The 23,985-nt window shown below is 71.2% G+C and carries 18 protein-coding genes; 7 read left to right on the top strand and 11 right to left on the bottom strand.

All coding sequences use genetic code 11. The features are described 5' to 3' along the window. Positions 1-336: 336 nt before the first annotated feature. From OG259_RS24290 to OG259_RS24305, 4 genes are all read right to left on the bottom strand, one after another. Complete coding sequence (locus OG259_RS24290) at positions 337-2,589, bottom strand: MMPL family transporter (protein WP_328944183.1); 2,253 nt, start codon at positions 2,587-2,589, stop codon at positions 337-339. A gap of 120 nt (positions 2,590-2,709) precedes the next feature. Continuing rightward, entirely contained in the window at positions 2,710-3,300 is a 591-nt protein-coding gene (locus OG259_RS24295) for a hypothetical protein (protein ID WP_328944184.1), read from the bottom strand. Between the two features lie 148 nt (positions 3,301-3,448). Then, positions 3,449-4,285 carry a DUF4097 family beta strand repeat-containing protein gene (locus OG259_RS24300; protein WP_328944185.1) on the bottom strand — a complete coding sequence of 279 codons (837 nt, stop codon included), beginning with the start codon at positions 4,283-4,285 and terminating at the stop codon, positions 3,449-3,451. Between the two features lie 49 nt (positions 4,286-4,334). Then, positions 4,335-4,868 carry a hypothetical protein gene (locus OG259_RS24305; protein WP_328944186.1) on the bottom strand — a complete coding sequence of 178 codons (534 nt, stop codon included), beginning with the start codon at positions 4,866-4,868 and terminating at the stop codon, positions 4,335-4,337. 796 nt (positions 4,869-5,664) lie between these two features. On the opposite strand from OG259_RS24305, the gene OG259_RS24310 reads away from it, so the two are divergent. Further along, positions 5,665-6,213 (top strand): AMIN-like domain-containing (lipo)protein, encoded by a 549-nt coding sequence (locus OG259_RS24310; RefSeq protein ID WP_328944187.1) that lies wholly within the window; start codon positions 5,665-5,667, stop codon positions 6,211-6,213. A gap of 140 nt (positions 6,214-6,353) precedes the next feature. Continuing rightward, positions 6,354-10,511 (top strand): NocE, encoded by a 4,158-nt coding sequence (locus tag OG259_RS24315; protein WP_328944188.1) that lies wholly within the window; start codon positions 6,354-6,356, stop codon positions 10,509-10,511. Positions 10,512-10,611: 100 nt separating this feature from the next. On the opposite strand, the gene OG259_RS24320 is transcribed toward OG259_RS24315, so the two are convergent. From OG259_RS24320 to OG259_RS24330, 3 genes are read right to left on the bottom strand one after another with little or no spacing between them, the layout of a single operon-like run. Next, the gene (locus tag OG259_RS24320; RefSeq protein WP_328944189.1) at positions 10,612-11,301 is read right to left on the bottom strand and encodes a hypothetical protein; all 690 of its coding nucleotides are present in this window, start codon (positions 11,299-11,301) and stop codon (positions 10,612-10,614) included. Positions 11,302-11,323: 22 nt separating this feature from the next. After that, complete coding sequence (locus OG259_RS24325; RefSeq protein ID WP_328944190.1) at positions 11,324-12,577, bottom strand: MFS transporter; 1,254 nt, start codon at positions 12,575-12,577, stop codon at positions 11,324-11,326. Between the two features lie 58 nt (positions 12,578-12,635). Beyond that, complete coding sequence (locus OG259_RS24330) at positions 12,636-13,241, bottom strand: winged helix-turn-helix domain-containing protein (protein ID WP_328944191.1); 606 nt, start codon at positions 13,239-13,241, stop codon at positions 12,636-12,638. Positions 13,242-13,380: 139 nt separating this feature from the next. Between OG259_RS24330 and OG259_RS24335 the strand changes: the two genes are divergently transcribed. Then, entirely contained in the window at positions 13,381-15,039 is a 1,659-nt protein-coding gene (locus OG259_RS24335; RefSeq protein ID WP_328944192.1) for a class I adenylate-forming enzyme family protein, read from the top strand. A 9-nt stretch (positions 15,040-15,048) separates the two neighbouring features. Here the strand turns inward: OG259_RS24335 and OG259_RS24340 are convergent, their stop codons facing one another. Further along, entirely contained in the window at positions 15,049-16,320 is a 1,272-nt protein-coding gene (locus tag OG259_RS24340) for a M6 family metalloprotease domain-containing protein (protein WP_328944193.1), read from the bottom strand. A gap of 295 nt (positions 16,321-16,615) precedes the next feature. Between OG259_RS24340 and OG259_RS24345 the strand changes: the two genes are divergently transcribed. Together OG259_RS24345 and OG259_RS24350 are read left to right on the top strand one after the other, a co-directional pair. Next, positions 16,616-17,278: a TetR/AcrR family transcriptional regulator gene (locus OG259_RS24345; RefSeq protein WP_328944194.1), complete on the top strand. Its 663-nt coding sequence runs from the start codon at positions 16,616-16,618 to the stop codon at positions 17,276-17,278. 107 nt (positions 17,279-17,385) lie between these two features. Next, a complete protein-coding gene (locus tag OG259_RS24350) occupies positions 17,386-18,915 on the top strand; it encodes an MFS transporter (protein ID WP_328944195.1) in 1,530 nt (509 codons plus the stop codon). Between the two features lie 37 nt (positions 18,916-18,952). Here the strand turns inward: OG259_RS24350 and OG259_RS24355 are convergent, their stop codons facing one another. Next, entirely contained in the window at positions 18,953-19,441 is a 489-nt protein-coding gene (locus OG259_RS24355) for a MarR family winged helix-turn-helix transcriptional regulator (protein ID WP_328944196.1), read from the bottom strand. 187 nt (positions 19,442-19,628) lie between these two features. Here OG259_RS24355 and OG259_RS24360 point away from each other — a divergent pair, with 187 nt between their 5' ends. Then, positions 19,629-20,417, top strand: a complete 789-nt coding sequence (locus OG259_RS24360; protein WP_328944197.1) for a dioxygenase family protein — start codon at positions 19,629-19,631, stop codon at positions 20,415-20,417. Positions 20,418-20,468: 51 nt separating this feature from the next. Here OG259_RS24360 and OG259_RS24365 read toward each other — a convergent pair whose 3' ends face one another. Next, positions 20,469-21,515 carry a questin oxidase family protein gene (locus OG259_RS24365; protein WP_328944198.1) on the bottom strand — a complete coding sequence of 349 codons (1,047 nt, stop codon included), beginning with the start codon at positions 21,513-21,515 and terminating at the stop codon, positions 20,469-20,471. Positions 21,516-21,921: 406 nt separating this feature from the next. Between OG259_RS24365 and OG259_RS24370 the strand changes: the two genes are divergently transcribed. Beyond that, positions 21,922-22,947 (top strand): sigma-70 family RNA polymerase sigma factor, encoded by a 1,026-nt coding sequence (locus tag OG259_RS24370; protein ID WP_328944199.1) that lies wholly within the window; start codon positions 21,922-21,924, stop codon positions 22,945-22,947. 74 nt (positions 22,948-23,021) lie between these two features. On the opposite strand, the gene OG259_RS24375 is transcribed toward OG259_RS24370, so the two are convergent. Then, entirely contained in the window at positions 23,022-23,981 is a 960-nt protein-coding gene (locus tag OG259_RS24375; protein WP_328944200.1) for a helix-turn-helix transcriptional regulator, read from the bottom strand. Positions 23,982-23,985 lie beyond the last annotated feature (4 nt).

Here is a 23,985-nt window from a genome sequence, read left to right on the forward strand (position 1 = left end):
GAGGGCGGGGCCGATGCGGTGGGGCTGATGGGGCGGGGCCGGCAGGGCGACCGGGCGTGGCGTTGAAGTGGCGCCAAGTGGTGCCGTGCTTGCGCCATCATCGTGGCACATGGATGGCGCCATGTCGAGTCATTGTGGCGCCATGGATGTCCTTGGGTGTCACCATGTGGCGCCGCGCTGCTCTGGCCTGCGCTGATGCGATTCCGGTACGCCACCGGGCCGGCCTCCGGTACGCCGCCGGGCCGGCCTCCCGGTCCGCCCCGGGCAGCGGAAAGGCGCCCCCGCGCCGGCCTGTGCCGGTACGGGGGCGCCTTTCGACGGGACTGCGAGAGGGCCTCAGCCGACCAGGGTGCGCTCCTGGTGCGAGCGCGGAGTCTCCTCCACCCGGCCGAGCTTCTCGCCCTCGACGTCCACCCGCGGCAGGATCCGGTCCAGCCACTTCGGCAGCCACCAGGCGGACTTGCCGAGCAGGGCGAAGAGCGCGGGCACGATCGCCATGCGGACGACGAAGGCGTCGAAGAGGACGGCGATCGCGAGGGCGAAGCCGATCATCTTGACGAAGTCGTTGTCCTCCACGATGAAGCCGGAGAAGACGCTCATCATGATGACCGCGGCCGCGCCGACCACCCGGCCGCCGTAGCGGAAGCCGTCGACGACCGCCTGGGCCGGGCGTGCCCCGTGGGCGTACGACTCGCGCATCCGGCTGACCAGGAAGACCTCGTAGTCCATCGCGAGGCCGAAGACCACGCCGATCATGAAGATCGGCATCGTGCTCATGATCGGGCCGGGAGCGTCGATGCCGAAGACATCGGCGAGCCAGCCCCACTGGAAGACCGCGACGACGGCACCGAGGGCCGCGGCCACCGAGAGCAGGAAGCCGAGGGCGGCCTTGAGCGGGACCAGGACCGAGCGGAAGACCACCATCAGAAGCAGGAAGGCGAGGCCCACGACCAGGCCCAGGTAGGGCAGGAGCGCGTCGTCGAGGGTCTGGGAGAAGTCGATGAACATGGCCGTCTGGCCGGTCACGAGGATCCGCGACGCGGTGCTCTTCTCCAGGTCGTCGGCGGTGTCGCGGAGGGCGTGGACCAGTTCCTCGGTCCTCTTCTCCGTCGGGCCGCTCTCCGGGACGACGTTGAGGATCGCGGTGTCGCCCGTCTTGTTGGCGGTGGCCGGGGAGACCGCGGCCACGCCGTCCGTCTTCGCGAGGGCCTTGCCGATCTCGGCGCCGGCGGCCTTGGCGTCCTCGGCCTGCACGGTGACCATCAGGGGGCCGTTGAACCCGGGCCCGAAGGACTCCGACAGCAGGTCGTACGCCTTGCGCTGGGTGGTCTGCGTCGACATCTGGCCCTCGCCCGGCAGGCCGAGCTCCAGGTTCATGGCCGGTACGGCGATCGTGCCGAGGCCGATCACCCCGACGAGCAGGACGACCACGGGGTGACGCAGCACGTAACTCGCCCAGCGCGAGCCCAGGTTGGGCCCGGTCTTCCCGGCGAGCTTCGCCTCGTGCTTGGCGGCCCTGCGCTGCTTGCGGTCCGACAGCGGCTTCACGGCGTACCGCAGGCGCCCCTTGCGGGCCATCACCTTGACCGGTGCGAAGCCGAGGAGCGCGGGGACCAGGGTGATCGCCACGAGTACGGAGACGGCGACGGTGCCGGCCGCGGCGAGGCCCATCTTGGTGAGCATCGGGATGTTCACCACGGCGAGCCCGGCGAGGGCGACGATGACCGTGAGACCGGCGAAGACGACGGCCGAGCCCGCGGTGCCGACCGCCCGTCCCGCGGCTTCCTCGGGGGTACGTCCCTCGGCCCGCTCGGCGCGGAAACGGGACACGATGAACAGCGCGTAGTCGATGCCGACCGCGAGGCCGATCATCATCGCGAGGGTCGAGGTGGTGCCGGACAGGCCCAGCGTGGAGCCGAGCGCCGTGATGCCCGAGATGCCGATGCCGACGCCGATCAGCGCGGTGATCAGCGGCATTCCGGCCGCGATCATCGAGCCGAAGGTCAGGACGAGGACGATCGCGGAGATCAGGATGCCGATCTGCTCGCCGGTGCCGCCCATGGCCTGCTCGATCTTGACCGCGTCACCGCCGGCCTCGACGGTGAGACCCGCCTCGCGGGCCTGCTCGGTGGCCGCGTCGAGGGCGTCGTGCGCCTTGTCGTCGACCTCCATCGCGGGGACCTTGTACGTCACCACCATGTAGGCGGTCGTCTCGTCCTCGCTGATGCTGACGGCGGGGGACTCGTACGGGTCTGCGACGCCCACCACCTGTGGGGACGAGGTCCCCAGCTCGGCGACGAGGCGTTCGACCGTGGTCCGCGTCGAGGGCGTCGTGATCTTCGCGCCTTCGGGGGCCCGGACGACGACCCGGGCACTGGCGCCGTCGACGCTCGCGTCCGGGAACTTCTCGGTCAGCAGGTCGAAGGCCTCCTGCGATTCGGTGCCCGGCATCGAGAAGGTGTCGGCGGGCGGCGCCGGTGCGGACGAGGCGGCGAAGCCCATGCCGCCGAAGATCAGCAGCCAGAGCAGCAGGGTCACCCCCCGGCGGCGGAAGGCGAGGCGGCCCAGTCTGGAAAGGAACGTAGCCACGGTGGGGCTCCCGTCGGGTCGGTGATGGTCGAGTGGGCACGGCGCGGCATGGCGGCATGGCGCCACGGCGGCGCATGCGGCGCATGGGGCGGTGCGGGGGTGGGTGCGCTCAGGCCCGCGTCAGGACGCGGTGGTGAGCAGTTCGCGGCGGGTCGGCGACCGGTGCAGGTCGAGGGGGACCGGGGTGGGCTGCTGCCTGCGGGTGGTGGCGAAGACGTACAGGCGCAGCACCAGGAAGCGGCCGATGCCGGCGAGGCCCGAGGCCGAGAGGTAGACGGTCTGCTCGACGGCGAGACCCGGTGCGCTCGCGAAGGTGTGCAGGGCGAGCATCGCGAGGGTGGTCACGGAGAAGGCGGCGGCGGCCGTCCCGGCGGACTGCAGGTGGTGGCGGAGGCCGCAGCGCAGGAGGCGGCGCCAGGCGGGGCGCCGCTCCGACGCGGGCTTCGACGCGGGCTTCGACGCGAGCCCTGATGTGGGCCCCGATGTGGGCCCCGGCGTGGGCTTCGACGCGAAGGTGAAGCGGGCGTGCAGCTCGGTCGCGAGGATCGTCGAGACCACCGTGACCAGGGCGTTGGAGAGGGCGAACGGCAGGAGGGCGGTGAGCAGGGCGACGGCCGCGCTGGAGGCGAGGCCGACTCCGCCGCCGAAGATCACGAAGCGCACGAAGGAGGCGAAGGCGCCGGGGGTGCTGGTCTGTAAGCCGCGTTCCATCGTGCTCTCCGTCCCCCCTCGATGCGATGCGATGCGATGCGATGCGATGCGATGCGATGCGATGCGATGCGATGTGGTGCAGTGCGATGCGGTGTCGTGCGGTGCGGTTCGGTGCGGTGTGCTGCGCGGCTTTCGCCGGTACGCGCGGTTACGCGCGGCGGATGACGATGTCGCCGACGCTCGTGCGGCCGCGGACCTCGACCGTCTCCTCGGACTGGCCCGGGCCGTCCGTCGTGCCCAGCTCGTTGCGGACGCGCCCGGCCGTGGACCGTACGTCGAGCCAGGCCGCGGTCCCCTCGGCGATGCCGATTTCGAGGCCCCCGGCGGAGGAGTCCAGCGTGATCCTGCCGCGTACGACGTGTTCGAGGCGGATGGCGCCACTGGCGGTCCTGGCGGTGACCGAGGACTCCGCCTGCCCGACACGGATGGGTCCGTTCGAGGAGTTCACCCGCAGCTCCCCGCCGATCTCGCCGATCACGGTCTCGCCGTTGAGGTTCCTGACGGTCGCCGCACCGCTGATCCGGCCGACCTGCACGCGGCCCGACCCGTGGATCTCGGCCTCACCCGTCGTACGGGCCACCAGGATGTCGCCGTGCGAGGTCTTCAGCCGTACGTCCGCGGCCTCTTCCAGCTGGATGTCGCCGGCGGCGGTCGTGAGGCGGCAGTTCCCGAACAGGCCCTCGCCGATCAGCTCGCCGAGGCCCGTGCTGCCCGTCAGGTCCGAGCCCGCGGGGAGCTCGACGGTCACGTCGACCGCGCCGACCTTGCCGAAGAGCGAACGCTTCTTGGGGCCCTTGACCAGCAGCTTCCCGGCGGCGCAGGTGACCTTGGTGTCCGCGGCGGCCTGGACGTCGAGCTTGTCGCCGGGGTCGCTCGGTGTCACCTCGACCACGGTGTCGGTGCGCTTGCCGGCGATGATCCGGACGCGCCCGATCTCGACCTCGACGGTGGCGGTGAGGGCTTCGGGGGTTTCGAACGTGGGCATGGCTGTGCCGTCCTTCGACTCGGTGAGTGTGTGCTCGGGTGACGTGCGGCTAGCGGACCCAGCCGGTGAAGCCCTGTCCGACGGCGGGGCCGAGGCCCGTCGTGCCCTGCCGGGTACGGCCCGCCGTGCCGGGTTCGAGGGCGGCGGCCACGGCCCGGACCAGCCAGGCGTTGACCGAGAGCCCCTCGCGGCTCGCGGCTTCCTCGACCCGGGTCTTGAGCTGGGCCGGCGGCCGGAAGTTGATGCGCGAGGTGGCGCCGTCCTCGGCCTCCACGGGGGCCGGCGCCGGGGGCGGCGGGGCCTGCGCCGGAGTGCCGGGCTCGTCGAAGAGGTCGGCGGTGGGCGGTGCGGTCACCACGAACTCGGGGTTCAGGCCGCGCAGTCGCAGGTCGACCGAGCCGGGCGCGAGGTCACGGGTGACCTCGTCCATCGCGTCGGACAGGGCGTTGAGCAGCGTCAGTCGGGCGGCCGACTCGAGCGTGCCGGTGAGCCGCTCGGCCAGGGCGCGCGCTTCGTCGCCGCCCGCCTCGGCGGCCACGCCGAGCTCATGGCGGAGGTTGTCAACGTACGGGGTGAGGTCCATGACGCAATAGTGGCACCACCGTGGCGCCATTGCAAGTTCTCTGGCGCCATGATGCGCCAGAGTGTTGCCGGGGTGGCGCCACGGGGTGTCATGGGATGCGTCTCGAAGGGCAGGTCTCAGGAGATGAGCCCCAGGAGATGAGCCTCAGGGGGATGGGCCTCATGAGGTGAGCATGCGCCGGCGTCCCCGGCGGTCGTTCGGGAGGTCCACGTCCGGTCCCGGCTCCAGGTGTTCCCCCTCATTGCGAGGGGCGGAAACCGGCCACCTGTGCCGCCTTTCAGGTGTGACCCATATCCAAGGCGTATCCGCCCTATGTCCGACCCAAATCTGATATGGCCTCGGCCTGTCCGGATTTACCGTGAATGGTGAAGTGAAATCCGGCCATTCGACTGCGGGCGTCACTGTGGGCACGACGGGGGCGTGGTGAGGCGGAAAACGATGTGGAACGGCCGGAAGTGATTCCACCTACCCGTCCGGGTCACCTTCTCCTACCTGGCAGTAACCGCTTTCACGTGCGGCTTTGGTCGATGGGGCGGGGAGTGTCCCCCTCGCCTCCAGCTCCGGGGCGGGAGGCGGGTGTCTGAAAATTAATTCGCCCATTTCGAAGGCTTGAGGGCCGATATCGGTGCAGTGAGGGTGAATGTCGAGGGGTCGTGTCGGGGCGGTGATTCGAGTCGCCGAAGTCATGGGTTCTGGTCAATGTCAGGAAATTCGCTATGCAGGGGCGGGGGGATGCCTCTTGGGTTGAGCGACTCTATTCAGCGCCGATCTTGGAAAGCCGGAGGAACCCGACCTCATGCGCAATTCACGCCGTACGTGGGCCCGCATCGCCTCGCCCCTCGCCGCCCTGGCAGTCGCCTCGGTGCTCGCCCTGCCCCAGGCATCCGCCGCGACCGCGGTCGAAGCCGGGACCGCGGTCGAAGCGGGGAGCGCGAGCGTGTCCGCCACGTGCTCCGACACCTGTGTCCTGGGGACGCGCGCCGCGACGCACACCGGCTACGACCGGCTCGTGTTCGACCTGTCGTCGAGCCCCCGGGTCACGACGACGACGAACACGACGGGCGCATACGTCCCGAACAGCGGCAAGACGGAGTACCTGGAGATCAAGGGCACGTCGTACCTGTTCATCACGATGGAGCGGGCCCACCTCTACGACGACGCCGGGAACCTGGCCTTCACCAGCCCGGCCCTGCAGGCGCTGAACCTCCCCTCGGTCAAGGGCGTACAGGTCCTGGGCGAGTTCGAGGGCCGCGTCGAGTTCGGCATCACGCTCGGGCCGTCGACGAGCCACCAGGTGTTCCAGCTGACCCAGCCGAACCGCCTGGTCGTCGACGTCTACCGCTGAAGCCGCCGAGCCTCTGATTTCGGCGCATTCGAAGACACGAAAGGGCAGTTGATGACACACAGTTCAGGCGGACCCGGTGGAAGAACGGGTTTCGCACCGGGGGCCGAGCGATGAGACGACGGCGGACGACACGCATACCCGTGGTGCTCTCCACCGCGGTGGCGCTGGTGGCGGCACTTCCCGCGCAGGCCATGGCCGCGGATCCGGTACGGCCGGGCAAGTCGGCGCAGGGCTGGTCGGCGGACTCGGCGGCGAAGGGCGGTGACGGGCCCGAGGGCGCGATTCCGGCCCAGCGCCGCGCGTCGGTACAGGGAAGCGGATACGCCGCTTCCAAGGACGTCGCCTGGACCACGTCCGGTGACGCGGAGGGGTTCCACCTCCTGGTCGCGGACGCGGCGAACGGTTACGAGTGGAAGACCGCTGCCACCCTGTCCGAGCCGGGGTTCGACGCGGACGCCTGGATCGGGAACGCCTGCGTGACCGAGTCGGGCAAGCGGGCCGCGGTGGCCTACGCGCCCCGCACGTTCACCAACAAGCCCGAGCTGATGGTGCGAGGGGCGTTCACCGCCGTCGTGGACCTGGAGACGGGGCAGGTCACGAAGCTTCCCCACCAGGCGTCCCTGGCGTACTTCTCGCCCGGTTGCGGTGAGGGCGAGGACGCGGTCTTCAGTCAGCTGTCCTACGACGGGGACAAGAAGACCGGCACCCGGCTCATCACGGTCGACGCGGTCGCCGGCAAGACCGGAAAGCCGCTCCTGCTCGACGGGCAGGTGACCTCCGCCGTACCGACCACGCAGGGCATCGTCGCGGCCGAGGGCGGCCGGCTGGTCCGGGTCGGCAAGGACGGGAAGCGGAAGACGATCGCGCGGACGCACGGCGTTCCCTTCCAGCTCCGGGCCGACAAGGACGGGGGAGTCACGTTCATCGAGCGGACCCCCGGTCCCGCGGCGGCGAAGACCTCGTCCGAGGGCGACAGCCGCGCCCGCCGGGTGACCGCCGGGCAGATCAAGAGCGGCGGCGCCACGCCGGCGACGCTGGTCAGCGGCGCCCTCACCCAGTGGGACCTCGCGTCCTCGGCCGACGGCACCGTGTACGTCACCGGCAAGGCGAAGTCGCTGGGCGCGCTGCCGGGAAGCGTCAGGAACCGGGGTGACCTGGCGAAGGACGCCCGGATCTCCACGCGCGGCGAAGCCGCCGTCGGGTCGGCCTGGGCGCCGGGGAGGAACTCCCCCCTCATCGCCGCCGACGAGGGCGAGGCCCGCCCGGTCCGGACCGAGCTGCGTCTGATGGGCACCGGGAAGACCGAGGTCCTGGAGGCGGTGCCGGGCGGCAAGCCGCTGGGCAACATGAAGCAGCGGTCCTCGGGGAACGCCATGTCCCCGGCGCTGCCCGGTGGCGGAAGCGCGTCGAGCACGCCGAAGGCGTCGAAGACGGACCCGTCGTCCAAGACGGCCGGCTCGTCGAAGACAGCGGCGTCGTCGAAGACGTCGGCCACGGCGTCGGTTGCGGCCGGTTCGCCCTCCGACCCGGTCGAGTCCGAGCGGACCTGCGCCGTGCCCCGCAACGACATCCGCAAGCAGGCCTTCCAGCCGACTCCCCGCCAGGTGGAGTGGGCGGTGGACCAGGCGGTCGCCGGGACGCTGAACAAGCAGGTCTCGCGGCCGGCGAACTGGAAGAACATGGGCATGCCGGCCTACCAGCCGCAGTCGCTCTTCCCGCTTGACCTGATGTACGGGGACACCAACGGCATCCCGGACCGCGTGGCCGACTGGCACATCCCGTCGCAGGTCCTGCTCGGCATCACCGCGCAGGAATCCAACATGTGGCAGGCCACCCGCTTCGCCGTTCCGGGCGTGACCGCCAACTCCCTGATCGGCAACTACTACGGAGTCAAGTACTCCGCGGACGGTTCGCAGGCCGACCCCTGGTCGATCAACTGGGCCAAGGCCGACTGCGGTTACGGCATCACCCAGGTCACCGACGGCATGCGGGTCTCCGACCAGGGCGTCAAGCTCAGCAAGACGCAGCAGGAGGCCATCGCGCTCGACTACACGGCGAACATCGCCGCCGGCGCGAACATCCTCGTCGAGAAGTGGAACCAGACGGCGAAGGCCGGGCTGACCGTCAACAACGGACACCCGAAGTGGATCGAGAACTGGTTCTTCGCCCTCTGGGCCTACAACGCGGGCTTCTACGAGAAGGGCGGCGACCCCTCCGGCGGCGACGATCACTGGGGTGTCGGCTTCACCAACAACCCGGCCAACCCGCTGTGGAAGTTCAACCGCACCCCGTTCCTGGAGAAGGCGGACGGCAGCGACGACTACTCCCACGCCGCGAACCCGCAGCACTGGCCGTACCAGGAGAAGGTGATCGGCTGGGCCGCCCGCCCCATCGCCGCGCTCTTCACGCCGGGTGACATCAAGGCCGGTTACGTGGCGGCGTGGTGGAACAGCAACTCGGACCGTACGCGCGTCAAGCCGCCGCTCGACCTGTTCTGCACCATGGAGAACAACGACTGCTACTCGGGCCGCATCGGCGAGAACGACTCCAACGACCCGGGCCAGGGTGCCTGCACCCTCGACTACGGGAACTCGGACAGCAACCCGCACTGGCTGCACTGTTGGTGGAACACCTCGGTGCAGTGGAAGGACTGCGTCCTCTTGGCGCAGTGCGGAAACGCGGTGCACCGGTTCAACGACACCTATCCGGAACAGCCGGACGTCAACTCGTATCCGCCCCAATGCGGTCTGGGCTCCCTGCCCCTCGGGGCGCAGATCGTCGAGGACATCCCCTACGGCGCCACGCCGGCCGGCAGTACGGCGAGAACGTGCGGCGGCTCCACCTCCGCGGGAACCTTCGACTTCCAGTTCACCGACTGGCAGGGCACCTATCCCGGCAAGATGGACCTGCACCAGATCGGGGCCGGTGACAACAACCACTTCTGGTTCTCCCACACCAGGGACAGCTCCACGTACGACGGCGCCCGGCTGCTGATCACCGGCAAGTGGACCCTGAACGAGTCGAACATCGGCTGGTCCCGGGTCCTGGTGCACATGCCCGACCACGGCGCGCACACCCGTCAGGCGGCGTACGTCGTGGGCGGAACGGACTCCACGTCGAAGGTTCGCGTGGTCCCGCAGCGCACCCGTGAGAACCGCTGGGTGAGCCTGGGAGTCTTCAACTTCACCGGCAGGCCGACGGTCTCCCTCTCGACCCACACCGGGGACGGCGGCAACGGCGAGGACGTGGCCTGGGACTCCGTCGCGTTCCAGAAGCTGCCGGGCAAGCCCAAGGACCAGATCGTGGCCATGGGCGACTCCTTCTCCTCGGGAGAGGGCGCCTCCGAAGGCAACGCGAACTACTACAAGGAGACCAACTACCGGGACTCCCAGGACGAGACGACCCGCAACGCCTGTCACCGCTCGGACAAGGCGTGGTCGCGCCAGTCCAAGGCGAGGACGGGGGCGTTCGAGTCGATCGGTGAGCAGGCGGACCGCTGGGACCCGGCCATGGACTACCACCTGATCGCCTGCTCGGGTGCCCGTACGTACAACGTCCTGAGGGACCCGGAGAACGGCGAACTGGCCCAGATCCAGAAGGGGTACCTGGACCAGAACACCACCATGGTCACGATGTCCATCGGAGGCAACGACTCACGGTTCACGTTCGTCGTCCAGAAGTGCCTCCTGGCCTTCGGCTCGGGCAGTTGCCAGGACAAGCCGTTCGACGACCACAACCCGCAGATCGACCGGGACGTGGACGGGAACGGCACCATCGAGACGAACAGGGACGGGCCGTACCAGGGAGTTCCGATGAGCACGGCGCTGCCGCAGCTGATCTCCCAGGTCGTGAAGACGGACATCCTCGCCGCCGTCGAGCTGATCCACAAGAAGGCGCCCAACGCCAAGATCCTGCTCATGGGTTACCCGAAGCTGATCTCCAACGACGCGAGCTGTCTGCGGCTCGGGCCGCTCGGCCTGTCTAAGGAGTCCAACGACTGGCTCAACACGGTGGCCGCGCACCTCACCAGCGAGATGCGGGACGTCGGCGTGATCGGCCGGAGCAAGGGGATCGACATCCGGTTCTCGGACCCCACCTGGGCCTTCGAGGGCAAGGGCGTGTGCGGGAACCCGGAGAAGATCCACGGCATGGTCAAGACCCTGGTCGAGAGCGACAACACGATCAAGGACTGGCCGCTCCTGAAGTCCTACGGCCTTTCGGCGCAGTCCTTCCACCCGAAGATCGCCGGCGCACGGGCGTACGCCGACGCCATGGAGGCGACGATCGACGGATGGTAGGCCGTCGGTAGACGGATGCAGGAGCGTACGTAGCACCTGAGAGAGGGCCGGCCGGGGAGTACGACACCGGCCGGCCCTTTTCCTCTTCCCGCGCGGCTGTCTATGCGGCCGGCACGGTGTGATAGCCCGTCGTGAGCGTCCACTCGAACAGCGTGCCCGGCCGCTCCCGCAGTGCGGAGAGGGTGACGTCGGCGGGATCGGACGCGCAGGTGCCGAACACGGCCTTGCGCCCGGGGCACGGCTCCGGGACCTGCAACCGCGCCTCGTCGCCGGGCGGGTCCCAGGACAGCAGCATCCCGCCGGTGACGCTCGCGATCGACGGCCGGTAGGCGTGCGGCTGCTCGTAGACCCTGGTCTCGTGGTACCGCAGCGCGCTCCTGATCGAGTCCTCGCTCCAGACCGCGGGCGTCTTCATGGACCGGAGGTCCGCGAGGACGTCGGGCACGGGACGGTCGACGACGAAGTACAGGTGCAGCCGCATCTGGCAGTACATGGCCGGCTGCTTCGGCGCGTTCTGGTCGAGGTGGTTCTTGCCCCCGCCCCGGGCGCACGTGTCCACCACGGTGGTGCGCAGGGCCGGGCCCCACGGGGACGTCCTGCCGATCTCGTCGGCCCGCGCCCGTAGTTCGCGCTCGGTGCGCTCCCGCTTCTGCCGGACCTCGTCGGAGGTGGCGATTCCCTTGAGTTCGCTCTCACTCGGGCCGTGGGAGCACCCGCTGACGCCGGCGAGCAGGAGGGCGAACAGCAGCGAGGCGGCCTGGGCGGATCGACGGCGTATCCGTGACGTCATGGTCCGAGTCTGCCGCACGCCCTCAGCGAACGTCCTGGTTGTCGCGGAGGGTCCGGCGGTTCAGGAGGGCCGCCACGAGGGAGAGACAGGCGGCCGCGAGGACCGTGGTCATGGCCGCCGTGCCGCCGTTGTGCTCCACGACCGTGCCGACGACGATCGGGGCCAGCGAGGCGGCGGCGGTGGCCGAGAGGGCGACGACGCTGATGACGCGGCCCTGGAGGCGGGCCGGGGTGGTCGCGGCGATCCGGCCGAAGAGGATCGAGTTGACGGCGGGCGCCAGGAACAGGCCCGTGGCCAGCGGGGCCACCATCGCCAGGCTGCCGTTCAGGACGGTGCTCGCCGTGAGCAGTGCGGGCAGCACGGCCAGGGCCACGACCAGCAGGCGGTGGAAGGGCAGGAGCCGCTGGACGCGGGCGGCGAAGAGGGCGCCGAGGAGACCGCCGACCGCGATGCAGCCCTGCGCGATGCCGAGCGCCCGGGGGCTGTGGCCCGCGTCGGTGAGGATCAGGACGGCCGAGAACTGGGCGCCGGTGAGGGCGAAGTTGACCGGCGCCGCCATCAGGATCACCGCCCGGAGGAAGGGGCTCGCGACGACATGGCGGAGGCCTTCCAGCATGTCGTGCCGGAGCGAGGTCTTCCCGGTCTCCTCCTCCGTGGGGTGGGCGGGCCTGCGGATGAACGAGACCGCGAGGAGGGAGAGCAGATAGCTCAGGGCGTCGAAGAGGAACGGGACCGAGCGGCCGAGCGCATAGAGGAAGCCGCCCAGCGGGGGACCGGCCAGGGAGGCTCCGTAGGCGCGGGCCTCGTTCTTGGCGAAGGCCTCCGGGAGCTGCGACCGCGGTACGAGCTGGCTGACGATCGACGTCTCGGCCGCGCCGAACAGCACGTCCAGGACCGCGGCGGCGCCCGCGACCGCGAAGATCACCGCGAGCGGTGCCCGGCCGAGCAGGATCGCCGTGGCCAGGCCGGCGAAGAGGACGGCGCGGCCCGCGTCGCAGACCTGCATGACGCGCTTCCTGTTCCAGCGGTCGGCCAACGCGCCGGCGGGCAGCTGGAAGGCGACGCGGATGACCGCCTGGAGGGTGCCGAGTGCGCCCGCCTGCACGGCGGAGCCGTTCAGGGAGAGGACGAGCAGGGGGAAGGCCAGGACGGAGACCGAGGTGCCGAGCTGGGAGACGGTCTGGCCGCTCCACAGCAGCGTGAAGTCCCTGTTCTTCCGCAAGGGCTTCGTCGCGTCGGGCGTCGCCTCCGGCGCGGTCAGTGCCTGGATGGTCATGTCTCCCCCTGAGAACGGTCTGTGGTCCGGTCTGTCGTCCGGTGCGTGTCGGTGGTGGTCAGGCGAACGGGTGGGTGAGGATCACCACTTCGATCGCTTCCGCGTCCTCGGGGCGCTTCGACGGGTCCTGGAGCCTGTCCCGGTAGCGCATCACCAACTCGTCGATCTCGCCCTGGAGTTCGGCCGCCTCGTCGGGGGTGGCCCACCAGACGGTGTGGGCGCGGTGGGCGTCGCGCTCGTGCGCCCGGTGCCGGTCCAGCTGGCGTTCCAGGGTCAGTTCGCCGAGGTGTCGGGCCGCGACGGCGGCGTCGGCGGGGGCGTCGTTCTCCGTGGACCAGCCGAGCCGTGTGATGCGCCAGGGGCGCGAGCGCCCCGGCATGGGGCCGGCCTCCTCGACGAAGCCGTACTTGGCGAGCTGGCGGAGGTGGAAGGAGCAGGTGGTGGGGGTCTCGCCGATCAGCTCGCCCGCCTGAGTGGCCGTCAGTGCCCCGTGAAGGGTGAGGACTTCGATGAGGGCGAGGCGGACCGGGTGGGAGAGCGCCCGCATGGAGGCGGGGTCGGTCAGGCGGCGGGGGGCGTGGTCGTCACCTCCGGATGCCTCGGAGATCTCGGAGGGCTCGGAGGTCCTGGGGTCCTTGCGGGGGGCTTCGTTCGGCTGCTCCATGTAATGAGAGTGTTCTCTCGATAGAAATCTGTCAATAGATATCTCTCGACAGCTTTCCCGGCAGGGCGGGATTGACCTGACCGTGGGCGCGACATAGCGTCGCCGCGCACCGGGAGCACGCGCGCAGGAGGTCCTCGTCATGGAAACGCCCGGCCCGGAATCCCGGCTGACCGCGCCCGGCGCTCCCTTCGAGGTGAGCGACGGGGTGTACGCGTCGGGGCCGCGGACCCTGCGGGAGTTCGTCGAGGTCGTCTGGGGATACGGGGATCAGGTGTTCCTCGTCTCCGAGGACGGCGGGCGGACGACGTACCGCGAGTTCTTCGACGCCGCCTGCGGGCTCGCCCGGCGACTCGTCGGGGAGTACGGGCTGCGGCCGGGGGACCGGGCCGTGGTGGCCATGCGGAACCATCCCGAGTGGCAGGTCGCCTTCTGGGCCGCCCAGCTCGCCGGGCTCGTCGCCGTACCCCTCAACGCCTGGTGGACCGAGGGCGAGTTCACGTACGCCCTGGACGACTGCGCTCCCGGCGTGCTGCTCGTGGACGGGGAGCGGGTCGGGCGGGTGCGGGAGTGGGCCGCCCGGAACCGCGTGCCCGGGATCGTCTTCCACCCGGAGACGGAGACGGAGACGGAGACGGAGACGGAGACGGGGGAGGGCTTCGAGGCGTACGTCCCCGACACCGATCCGTACCTCGGGCCGCCCGTCGTCGACGTCCTGCCCGAGCACGACGCCACGATCATCTACACCTCCGGCACCACCGGGCGGCCCAAGGGCGCCGTCGCCACCCATCTCGCCCAGGCCGGGGCCGCGATGAATCCGCGGTACTTCGCCGCGGCGGCGGCCCTCGCGCGCGGGGACGTGCCCGGGACGGGGCCCGTGCCCGTGTCGCTGACGACCTTCCCCTTCTTCCACGTGGCCGCCTTCACCTCCTTCTACGGGGTGATGGCGGCCGGCGGGACCCTGGTGACGATGCGGAAGTGGGACGCCGGCCGGGCCCTCGAACTGATCCGGGAGCACCGCGTCACCCACTACGCGGGCGTCCCCACCACCGCCCTCCAACTGCTCGACCTCGCCCGCGCCACCGGCGACGGGCTCGAAAGCCTCGCCCTGCTGAGCACCGGGGGCGCCGCCGCCCCGCCCGGCATCGTCGACGGCATCACCGCCGGGTACGGGGAGCGGCTCGAACCCCGCAACGGCTACGGGCTGACCGAGACCAGCGGCGGGGTCCTGTCCAACGTCGGTGCCGAGTACCGCGCCCACCCCGGGAGCGTCGGCAGGCCCTCGCCCACCACCGAGGTGCGGATCGACCGGCCGGACGCCGAGGGCGTCGGCGAGCTGTGGCTGCGCGGGCAGGCCCTGGTCCGCGGCTACTGGCGCGACGAGGAGGCGACCCGCGCCGCGTTCTCCGAGGACGGGTGGTTCCGGACCGGGGACCTCGCGCGCGTGGACGCGGACGGGCGGGTCAGCATCGTCGACCGGCTCACCGACATGGTCGTCCGGGGCGGCGAGAACGTGTACTGCGTCGAGGTCGAGGGTGTGCTGCAGCAGCACCCGGACGTCGTCGACGCCGCCGTCCTCGGTGTGCCGCACCCGCTCCTGGGCGAGGAGGTCGCGGCCGTCGTCCGGCTGCGGCCCGGCGCCGCCGTCGCCCTCGACGAGCTGCGCGCGCACGTGGGCGCGCGGCTCGCCGCCTTCAAGGTGCCCGCCCATGTCCTCGTACGCGAGGAGGAACTGCCCCGGAACCCGACCGGGAAGATCCTCAAGCGGGAGCTGCGGGGCGGCCTGTTCGGCGGCGGGTGACCGGTCCTGTCAGCGGCGGGTGATCCGGACCCGGTACGTGCCGCTCTCGTCCTCCTCCAGCACGCTGATCCTTATGCCGTTGGCGCGGTCCGTGAACGTCTCGCCAGGGCGGTACGGCGCGTCCGACAGCTCCGCGTGGACGTTCGCGCGCCGGGTGCAGCCGCCGCTCGCGTGCTCGCTGTCGGAGACGGTCACCGGGCCGTGGCCGGTGTCCACGTCGGACTCCACCCGGTAGACCAGGACGCCCTGTTCGCAGACCGCCTCGTCGTTGCCGTCCTTGCTGCGGACCTCGACCGCGTACCCGGAGGTGTCGGAGAGCGGGACGAACGCGAGCTTGGGGCCGCCCGCGACCGCGAGCGGGGTGAGGGTGTAGTCGCCGGTGCCGGGGCCGGACGCGCAGCCGACCTGGTCGTTGTCGAGCCAGCCCAGCTTCCACTTGTGCCAGCCGAGCAGGTCGTTGTTGGCGCCCCAGTCCTCGGACATGATGTCCCAGTGTCCGACGGTCCCGCCGCCGTCCGAGGTGTACAGGTCGGGCAGCCCGAAGACATGGCCGTTCTCGTGCGGCAGGACCCGGTAGCCGGTCTCGGCGAAGCTGCCGGAGCCGTCGTCCTGGCGGCTGTAGACGAAGGACGTGTTGGCGAGGGGCACGCCGTCCGCGTACGGAGCGTCGTCGTTTCCGGAGAAGGTCACGGAGAGGACGGTGTCCAGGGCGGAGGGCCCGGCGTTCGGCGTGACCAGGACGTTGACCAGGTCGTACGCGCTGAAGTCCACCTTCGGGTCGGCCGTCTTCACGATGTCCTCGACGAGGGTGCGGTATCCGGGTTCGTACGGTGAGCCGCGCTCGATCCCGTACGCCGAGAACGCCTTGGGCATCCGCAGCCAGTCGGGTATCGGGGCCTCGGCCTGGTAGTGCAGCCGCCCGTACGAGCTGGTGCGGAACCAGTCGGCGGTCTGCGGGAAGAACTCGCGGAAGCGGCCCATCGCCGCGCCGTCCCCGGGGGCGTCGGGGAAGTCGACCATCAGGTTCAGCGCCCTGACCTGGCCCGTGGACCGCACGTACCCGGGGGCCGTGGGCAGCCCCTCCGACATCTGTACGCCCATCGTGGTGGCGATCCGGCAGGGCCCCAGCTGGGCGCCGGCGGGCGCGGCGGCCACGGGGCCGGCCGAGGCCGGGGCCGGCCCGGGGAGCGTGGTGCTCGCGGAGGCGAGCAGCGTGAGGGAGAGCGCCGTGGTCGCGGCCAGGGCGACGGGTCTGCGTATCCGTCGGCGGGGGTGCTGCATACGGTCGCCTCTCCGGTGGGGGCAGGTCGGCGCCGCGGCCCCTTCCGGTACGCGCGGGGCCGCGCTGTGCGATCAGCCTGTGGCGAGTGGTTCCGAGGCGCGCGCCGGGTGGCCCGATCGGTGGACCGGTCGGGGGCCGGAGCGCGGGTCTCCCGGGAGGGGCGGGCGATGTGACCCAGGTCACATGTCGCCGGGGAAATAACCGGGGACTCGGTCCCCGTTTATGACTGTGTTCAGCGAAGTGGGGAGTCCCTCCCCGGATATCCCCGAGATGACCCTCAGAGGAGGTCGTGGCGTGACCAGCACCGTCACCGATTCCGCGTCCGCCCGCCGCGTACCCCGCCCGCGTGCGGACGCCCTGCGCAACCGCGAGCGGATCGTGACGGCGGCCCGCGAGATGTTCGTCGAGTTCGGGTCCCAGGTGCCCTACGACGAGATCGCGCGCCGGGCCGGCGTCGGGAACGCCACGCTCTACCGGAACTTCCCCGAGCGCACCGACCTCGTCCACGAGGTCGTCCTCTCGCTCATGGCCCGCGTCACCGAGGTCGCCGAACGGGCCGCCGAGGAGGAGAGCGACACGTTCGCCGCGCTCCGCCGGTTCACCCTCGGCGCCGCCGACGAGCGCGTCGGTGCCCTGTGCCCGATGCTCGACGGCGCCTTCGACAAGGACCACCCCGACCTGGTCGCCGAGCGCGACCGCCTGGAGGAGGCCGTCCAGGGCCTCGTGGAGCGGGCGCAGCGGGCCGGCCGACTGCGCACCGACGTGGGCGTCGGGGACCTGATGGTGGCGCTCTCCCAGCTGACCCGACCGCTGCCCGGCTCGGGCTGCGCGTCCTTCGACCAGTTCGTCCGCCGTCACCTGCTGCTGTTCCTCGACGGCCTGGAGGCGCCCGCGCGCTCCGAGCTGCCCGGGAAGGCCGCGACCCTGGAGGACCTGCGACGCGACTCCTGCTCGTGAGCGCCGTCCTCTCCGGGGGATCCCGACTCACGTAACCGGCACTCCGCCCGCCTGACTCACCTTTACGTCCTTTTTTCACCAGTACGCGCCAAGAGGTGGCTACCCCCATGCCGAAAGTCCCCGCCAACACCCTGACCCACCCCGACCCGGGCCGCTGGAAAGCGCTCGTCTTCATCGCCCTCGCCCAGCTGATGGTCGTGCTCGACGCGACGATCGTGAACATCGCGCTGCCCTCCGCCCAGCAGGACCTCGGGATATCGGACGGCAACCGGCAGTGGGTCATCACCGCCTACGCCCTCGCCTTCGGCGGTCTGCTCCTCTTCGGCGGTCGCATCGCCGACCTGTGGGGCCGTAAGCGCACCTTCGTCGTCGGCCTGATCGGCTTCGCCCTCGCGTCCGCCCTCGGCGGAGCCGCGACCGGCGAGGCCATGATGCTCGGCGCCCGCGCGCTCCAGGGCGCCTTCGGAGCGCTCCTCGCGCCCGCCGCGCTCTCGCTGCTCGCCGTGACCTTCACCGACGCCAAGGAGCGCGCGAAGGCCTTCGGCATCTACGGCGCGATCGCCGGTGGTGGCGGCGCCGTGGGCCTGATCCTCGGCGGTTTCCTCACCGAGTACCTGAACTGGCGCTGGACCTTCTTCGTCAACATCCCGTTCGCCATCGTCGCCGCCGTCGGCGCGTACCTCGTCATCCGTGAGCCCGCGGGCAGCCGCAACCGCTCCACCCTCGACATCCCCGGCGTGATCCTGTCCACCCTGGGTCTGGTCGCGCTCGTCTACGGCTTCACCCGCGCCGAGTCCGCGGGCTGGAGCGACGCCGGCACGATCGGCCTGTTCGTCGGCTCCGTCGTGCTGCTCGGCGCCTTCGTGCTCACCGAGGCGAAGGTGAAGTCCCCGCTGCTGCCGCTGCGCGTCCTGACCGACCGCAACCGCGGTGGTGTCTACCTGTCGCTGGGTCTCGCCGTCATCGCGATGTTCGGCCTGTTCCTCTTCCTGACCTACTACCTCCAGGTCGTGAAGGGCTACTCGCCGGTCATGACGGGCTTCGCGTTCCTCCCGATGATCGCGGGCATGATCATCGGCTCGACGCAGATCGGTACGCGGCTCATGACCCGCGTCCCGCCGCGGCTGCTCATGGCCCCCGGCTTCCTGACCGCCGGTGTCGGCATGCTGCTGCTCACCCAGCTGGAGGTCGGCACCTCGTACGCCGGTCTGATCCTGCCCGCGCAGCTGCTGCTGGGTCTGGGCATGGGCACGGCGTTCATGCCGGCCATGTCGCTCGCCACGCACGGCGTGGACCCGCGGGACGCCGGTGTGGCCTCCGCGATGGTCAACACCTCGCAGCAGGTCGGCGGCGCCATCGGTACGGCCCTGCTGAACACGATCGCCGCCTCGGCGACCACCGCGTACCTGGTGGACAACGCGGCGGGCGCGACCACCCCGGCCGCCCAGAAGATGCTCCAGCTCCAGGGCATGGTCGAGGGCTACACCGCGGCCATCTGGTGGGCCGTCGGCATCCTGGTCGCCTCGGCCGTGATCGCCTTCACCCTGATCACCACCGGGAAGCCGGACACCGGGGCCGTCGCCGCCTCCGGCGAGGGCGCGGACGACGAGGTGAAGGTGCCGGTCATCGCGCACTGACCCGCGCCGTTCCCGTCAGGACCTGCCCTGGTTCCGCTCAGCGGAGCCAGGGCAGGTCCGCGTCCGCGTCCGTGGGTTCGAGGCCCTCGGCCATGACGCGCATGATCGCGCCGAGCTGTTCGACCTGCTCGGGCGCGAGTCGGTCGAAGAGGGCCTGGCGCACGGCCGCCACATGGCCGGGGGCGTTCTGACGGAGGACCTCCACGCCTTCCTCCGTCAGCTGGGCGAACTGGCCGCGTTTGTCGGAGGGGCAGTTCTCCCGCCGTACCCAGCCGTTCTTCTCCAGGCGGGCGATCGCGTGGGAGAGCCGGGAGCGGGTGATCTTGGCGCTTCTGGCCAGCTCGGTCATCCGGAGCCGGCGGCGGGGGGCCTGGGAGAGCTGGACGAGCAGCCCGTAGTAGATGTGCGGCATTCCGGCGTCGCGCTGCAGCTGGCGGTCGAGGTGGTCTTCGAGGAGCGTGGTGGCGTGCAGGTACGCGCGCCAGACGTGCTGCTCCTCGTCGGTGAGCCAGCGGGGTTCGGTCATGTCTCCCATGATGCCCAATCGTACGACTCATTCTTGAAAGTTGAACTACATAGGTCTACGGTGTAGGACAGAACGCTTGAAGTTTCAAGAACCAGTCGTGAATCAGTACGGAACCGGCCCCTGAGCCGGTACGGAACCGGTCCACGCGCCAGTTCGCTGTCTACGTCGGAAACCGGAGGTGGTCGCCATGGACGCCACGCTCGAACGGATGCCCGCCCTCTACCTGTCCCACGGCGCCCCGCCGCTCGCCGACGACCCCGTCTGGCCCGGCGAACTCGCCGCCTGGTCCGCGGACCTCCCGCGCCCCAAGGCGATCCTCATGGTCTCCGCCCACTGGGAAGAGGCCCCGCTCGCCCTCGGCGCCACCGAGACCGTCCCCCTCGTCTACGACTTCTGGGGCTTCCCCGAGCACTACTACCGCGTCCAGTACGCGGCCCCCGGCGCCCCGCAGCTCGCCGAGGCCGTCCGCAAGCTGCTCCGCGCACCCGGCCATCCCGTGCAGGACATCCCCGACCGGGGCCTCGACCACGGCGCGTACGTGCCGCTCGTCGAGATGTTCCCGGGCGCCGACATCCCCGTACTCCAGATCTCGATGCCCACCCTCGACCCGCGCCGCCTCATGGACATCGGGCGCAGGCTCGCCCCGCTCCGCGACGAGGGCGTCCTGATCGTGGGCAGCGGCTTCTTCACCCACAACCTGGCCGCCCTCCGGCACACCGGCGGTGGTGTGCCGGGCTGGTCGGCCGAGTTCGACGCCTGGGGGCACGAGGCCCTCGCCGCGCAGGACGTCGACGCGCTCCTCGACTTCGAGCACAAGTCGCCGGCCGGGCGCCTCGCCCATCCGCGCACGGAACACTTCGCCCCGCTCTTCGTCACCATGGGCGCGGCGGACGCGGCCGGCGACCTCGATGCGGAGCGGTCGGTGATCGACGGCTTCTGGATGGGGCTCGCCAAGCGGTCGGTGCAGTTCGGGTAGCCCGCCCCGGCCCGGCTTGCCCCGCCCCGGCCCGCCCCGGCCCGCCCGGGGCTAGAACACCGGTGGGTTCAGCTCGATCGAGCGCGTGGCGGCGGCGAGGGCGAGCGGGCCGCCGACGTCGAGCGCCGTGTCGGTGAACTTGATCGTGTGGTCGTCGCCGTGTGCCGCCGCCCGCTCGAAGACCTCCTCGGCGGTGAGGGCGGTCGGCGTGTACGCGGCGGGCTCCGGCGGGGTGTACGCGGCGGTCACCGCGGCCGACGCCGACCACGCCGCCGCCAAGCTCGGCGCCCACAGCCCGCGGGGGAGCGCGGGCAGGGCGCGCAGGACCGCGTTCGGCGCGGTCGCCGCGTGGACCAGCATGATCGGCTCGCCGTGGCCATGGGTCGCGTACCGGTGCGTGGCTGCCGTGACCAGCTCGACGAGCCGGTCCCTCGCCGTGTCGGGGTCCGGGGCCGTACCCCAGACCGGGAACGCCGTCAGCTGCGCGAGCCGGTCCCGGATCCCGCCGTCCTGCACCGGAACCGGCGGTACGGCGTCCAGTGCGGCCGCCGCCGTCGGCGCCGCGGCCAGCGGGCTCAGCGGGGGAAGCGGCAGACTGCGGGCCGCCCAGTACCCGAGCGCGTGCGCCAGCTCGGCGCGGCGGGGCGCGGTCACTCCCTCGTCCCCGGACGCCAGGAGGGTGCGCACGGCATGACCGGTGCGGATCACGGGGTGCGTCGCCGAGGCCGCGATCCCCGGCAGCAGCCGGGGCCACCACTCGGCGAGGACCTCCCGCCAGGGGCGCCCGTCGAGCTCGCGGGTGAAGAAGCGGGTCCAGTCGGTGATCCGGGCCGGGTCGCCGAGCGCCTCCCACCAGTCGTCGGCCGTGACGGGCCGGGACGGCGGCGGCAGCTCCTCCAGCTTGTGGGCGTACCGGTCGAGCCAGCGGTGCACGGTCGAGGCCTGGCCGTTGCGGACCAGGGCCTCGACGGCCATGGGGGCGTGATTGGTGAGCCAGCCGTTGCGCTCGGGTCCTGCGGTGTGGAGGCGTTCGAGGGCTTCGTCGAGGGTGCCGGATGCGAGGGTGCCGGATGCGTCGGTGCCGCGTGCGTCGCTCATGGAGCCGACGCTAGGGCGAGGGAGGGGCGGCGCGTAACGGACTCGGGACCTAGTCCGGGAGGCCGCTCGGACCTAGTCCGCGAGGCCGAGGAGGCTCGGCCTCCGGGTGGGCAACCCGATGGCCCGTCCGAGCGTCTTGAGGGGTGACGCCGCTTGTGATCGCGGTCTCACCGACAGTGTGGTCGTGGGACCCGCGAGCGGCGCCGGAACACCCTCCGTGCCCGGTCTGACCTGCACCTCCATGGGTGCCCGCGGCATGCCCGCAGGGGCGGCAGCGCCGCAGGATACTGCATGATCGCGAAAATCCATGTGCCGGGTGGGAATTCTGTCCTGATTCCAGTCGTTGTTTCCGTCGGATGCAGGGCACCCGAAAAGGTGTCGCGACCTACTCAGCAAGGGAGCACGCATGGCAACCCGTGCCGTCGCCCGTCGTCAGACCTCCGCCAAGAGCGGGGCCGCACGGGCAAGCAGCGTTCGCGCCGTGGGCGGGGAGATCGCCGACCGCGACCTGGTCGGCATGTACCTCGACGAGATCGCGCGCACGCCCCTGCTCGACGCCGCCAAGGAGGTCGAGCTCTCCCAGACGATCGAGGCCGGGGTGTACGCCCGGCAGATACTCGACGGAGCTGTGACATCAGCCGCTGCCGCGGCGGGGTCGACCGAGGCCGGCGGCGCGTCCCGCGAGGAGCTCGAAGCCCTCTACGAGGCGGGCGAGCGTGCCAAGGACCTCTTCATCAAGTCCAACCTGCGGCTCGTGGTGGCCGTCGCCCGGCGCTACCCGCGCAGCGGGCTGCCGCTGCTCGACCTGATCCAGGAAGGGAACGCGGGCCTGGTGCGCGCGGTCGAGAAGTTCGACTACGCGAAGGGCTTCAAGTTCTCCACGTACGCCACGTGGTGGATCCGCCAGGCCATCACCCGGTCGATCGCCGACCAGTCCCGCACGATCCGGCTCCCCGTCCACCTGGTGGAGGAGCTCGGCCGGATCCGCCGGGTGCAGCGCGAGTTCAACCGGGAGCACGGCCGCGAGCCGGAGCCGGCGGAGATCGCCGCCGAGCTGGACACGAAGCCCGAGCGCGTCGTCGACGTCCTCGACTGGGCGCGTGACCCGGTCTCGCTGAACATGTCGGTGGACGACGAGGGCGAGACGCAGTTCGGCGACCTCCTGGAGGACACGTCGGCGATCTCGCCGGAGCAGTCGGTCCTCACGCTGCTGCGCAGCGAGGAGCTCGACGACCTCATCGACAAGCTCGACCACCGGACGGCGTCGATCATCCGCATGCGGTACGGCATCGAGGACGGGCGCGAGCGGACGCTGACGGAGGTCGGCAAGCAGCACGGCCTCACGCGCGAGCGGATCCGCCAGATCGAGAAGCACGCGCTCGTGGAACTGAAGAAGATGGCCCACGACACGGGCTTCGACGCGGTGGCCTAGAGCGGCCGGCCGAGGCGCGCGGGTACCGGGGCAAGCCCCCGGTACCCGCTCCCCCTCGCCGTGCGGCTGCGCCCTCAGCCGTGTGTCGCCGCCGCCAGCCTCGTCGCCAGGTCCTCCACGTACGTGAGCAGCGGCGCCGGGCTCCGGATCGTGAAGGGGGCGTCCACCAGGGCGAGCCGGATGGCCAGCCATTCGACGGAGTCCGTCGAGCGGGTCCGCAGGCGGCAGCTCTTCGGTCCCGTCGCGGTCGGGACCAGGTGCGACGGCAGCCGCGCCGTGACGAAGTCGGCGGGCGCCTCGAAGGACACGTCCAGGTCGACTTCCGGCTGCGCCCGCGACATGGAGCGGACCAGGAGCTGCGCCGCGTCGCCCGCCGGCAGCTCGCGGGGCGTGAAGCGGGCCCCCGTGGCGAGCGGATCGCTCACCCGGTCCACCCGGAAGGTGCGCCAGTCCTCACGCCCCAGGTCGTACGCCACGAGGTACCACCGGCGCCCGGTGGAGACGAGCCGGTAGGGCTCGACCAGGCGCTTCGACTCGGCCCCGTCGCCCGCCCGGTAGCCGAAGCGGAGCTTCTCCCGGCCGGTCACCGCGCCCGCCAGGGCGGTCAGGGTCGCCGGGGTGACCGTCGCGCCGTCGCCCCGGGTCAGCGGGATCGTCGCGTTCTGGAGGGTGGAGACCCGGTGGCGCAGCCGCGCCGGGAGGACCTGCTCCAGCTTCGCCAGGGCCCGTACGGACGCCTCCTCCACCCCCTCGATCGCGTGCCCCGCCCCCGCCCGCAGGCCGACCGCGATGGCGACGGCCTCCTCGTCGTCGAGGAGGAGCGGTGGCATGGCCGTACCGGCGACGAGCCGGTACCCGCCGAACGCGCCGAGCGTCGCCTCGACGGGGTAGCCGAGGTCGCGGAGCCGGTCGATGTCCCGGCGGATGGTGCGGGGGGAGACCGAGAGCCGTTCGGCGAGCTCGCTGCCGGGCCACTCGCGAGGGGTCTGCAGGAGCGAGAGCAGATTCAGGAGTCGTACCGGGGTGTCCGTCATGCGT

It is taken from the genome of Streptomyces sp. NBC_00250 (genome assembly GCF_036192275.1).
GTDB lineage: Bacteria > Actinomycetota > Actinomycetes > Streptomycetales > Streptomycetaceae > Streptomyces.

What these genes read in the sequence shown, in the direction of transcription:
- OG259_RS24300 (WP_328944185.1), bottom strand. Translation starts at nt 4,285, where the DNA reads ATGCCCACGTTCGAAACCCCCGAAGCCCTCACCGCCACCGTCGAGGTC.
- OG259_RS24370 (WP_328944199.1), top strand. Translation starts at nt 21,922, where the DNA reads ATGGCAACCCGTGCCGTCGCCCGTCGTCAGACCTCCGCCAAGAGCGGG.
- OG259_RS24360 (WP_328944197.1), top strand. Translation starts at nt 19,629, where the DNA reads ATGGACGCCACGCTCGAACGGATGCCCGCCCTCTACCTGTCCCACGGC.
- OG259_RS24365 (WP_328944198.1), bottom strand. Translation starts at nt 21,515, where the DNA reads ATGAGCGACGCACGCGGCACCGACGCATCCGGCACCCTCGCATCCGGC.
- OG259_RS24335 (WP_328944192.1), top strand. Translation starts at nt 13,381, where the DNA reads ATGGAAACGCCCGGCCCGGAATCCCGGCTGACCGCGCCCGGCGCTCCC.
- OG259_RS24305 (WP_328944186.1), bottom strand. Translation starts at nt 4,868, where the DNA reads ATGGACCTCACCCCGTACGTTGACAACCTCCGCCATGAGCTCGGCGTG.
- OG259_RS24320 (WP_328944189.1), bottom strand. Translation starts at nt 11,301, where the DNA reads ATGACGTCACGGATACGCCGTCGATCCGCCCAGGCCGCCTCGCTGCTG.
- OG259_RS24295 (WP_328944184.1), bottom strand. Translation starts at nt 3,300, where the DNA reads ATGGAACGCGGCTTACAGACCAGCACCCCCGGCGCCTTCGCCTCCTTC.
- OG259_RS24350 (WP_328944195.1), top strand. Translation starts at nt 17,386, where the DNA reads ATGCCGAAAGTCCCCGCCAACACCCTGACCCACCCCGACCCGGGCCGC.
- OG259_RS24325 (WP_328944190.1), bottom strand. Translation starts at nt 12,577, where the DNA reads ATGACCATCCAGGCACTGACCGCGCCGGAGGCGACGCCCGACGCGACG.
- OG259_RS24310 (WP_328944187.1), top strand. Translation starts at nt 5,665, where the DNA reads ATGCGCAATTCACGCCGTACGTGGGCCCGCATCGCCTCGCCCCTCGCC.
- OG259_RS24340 (WP_328944193.1), bottom strand. Translation starts at nt 16,320, where the DNA reads ATGCAGCACCCCCGCCGACGGATACGCAGACCCGTCGCCCTGGCCGCG.
- OG259_RS24330 (WP_328944191.1), bottom strand. Translation starts at nt 13,241, where the DNA reads ATGGAGCAGCCGAACGAAGCCCCCCGCAAGGACCCCAGGACCTCCGAG.
- OG259_RS24355 (WP_328944196.1), bottom strand. Translation starts at nt 19,441, where the DNA reads ATGACCGAACCCCGCTGGCTCACCGACGAGGAGCAGCACGTCTGGCGC.
- OG259_RS24375 (WP_328944200.1), bottom strand. Translation starts at nt 23,981, where the DNA reads ATGACGGACACCCCGGTACGACTCCTGAATCTGCTCTCGCTCCTGCAG.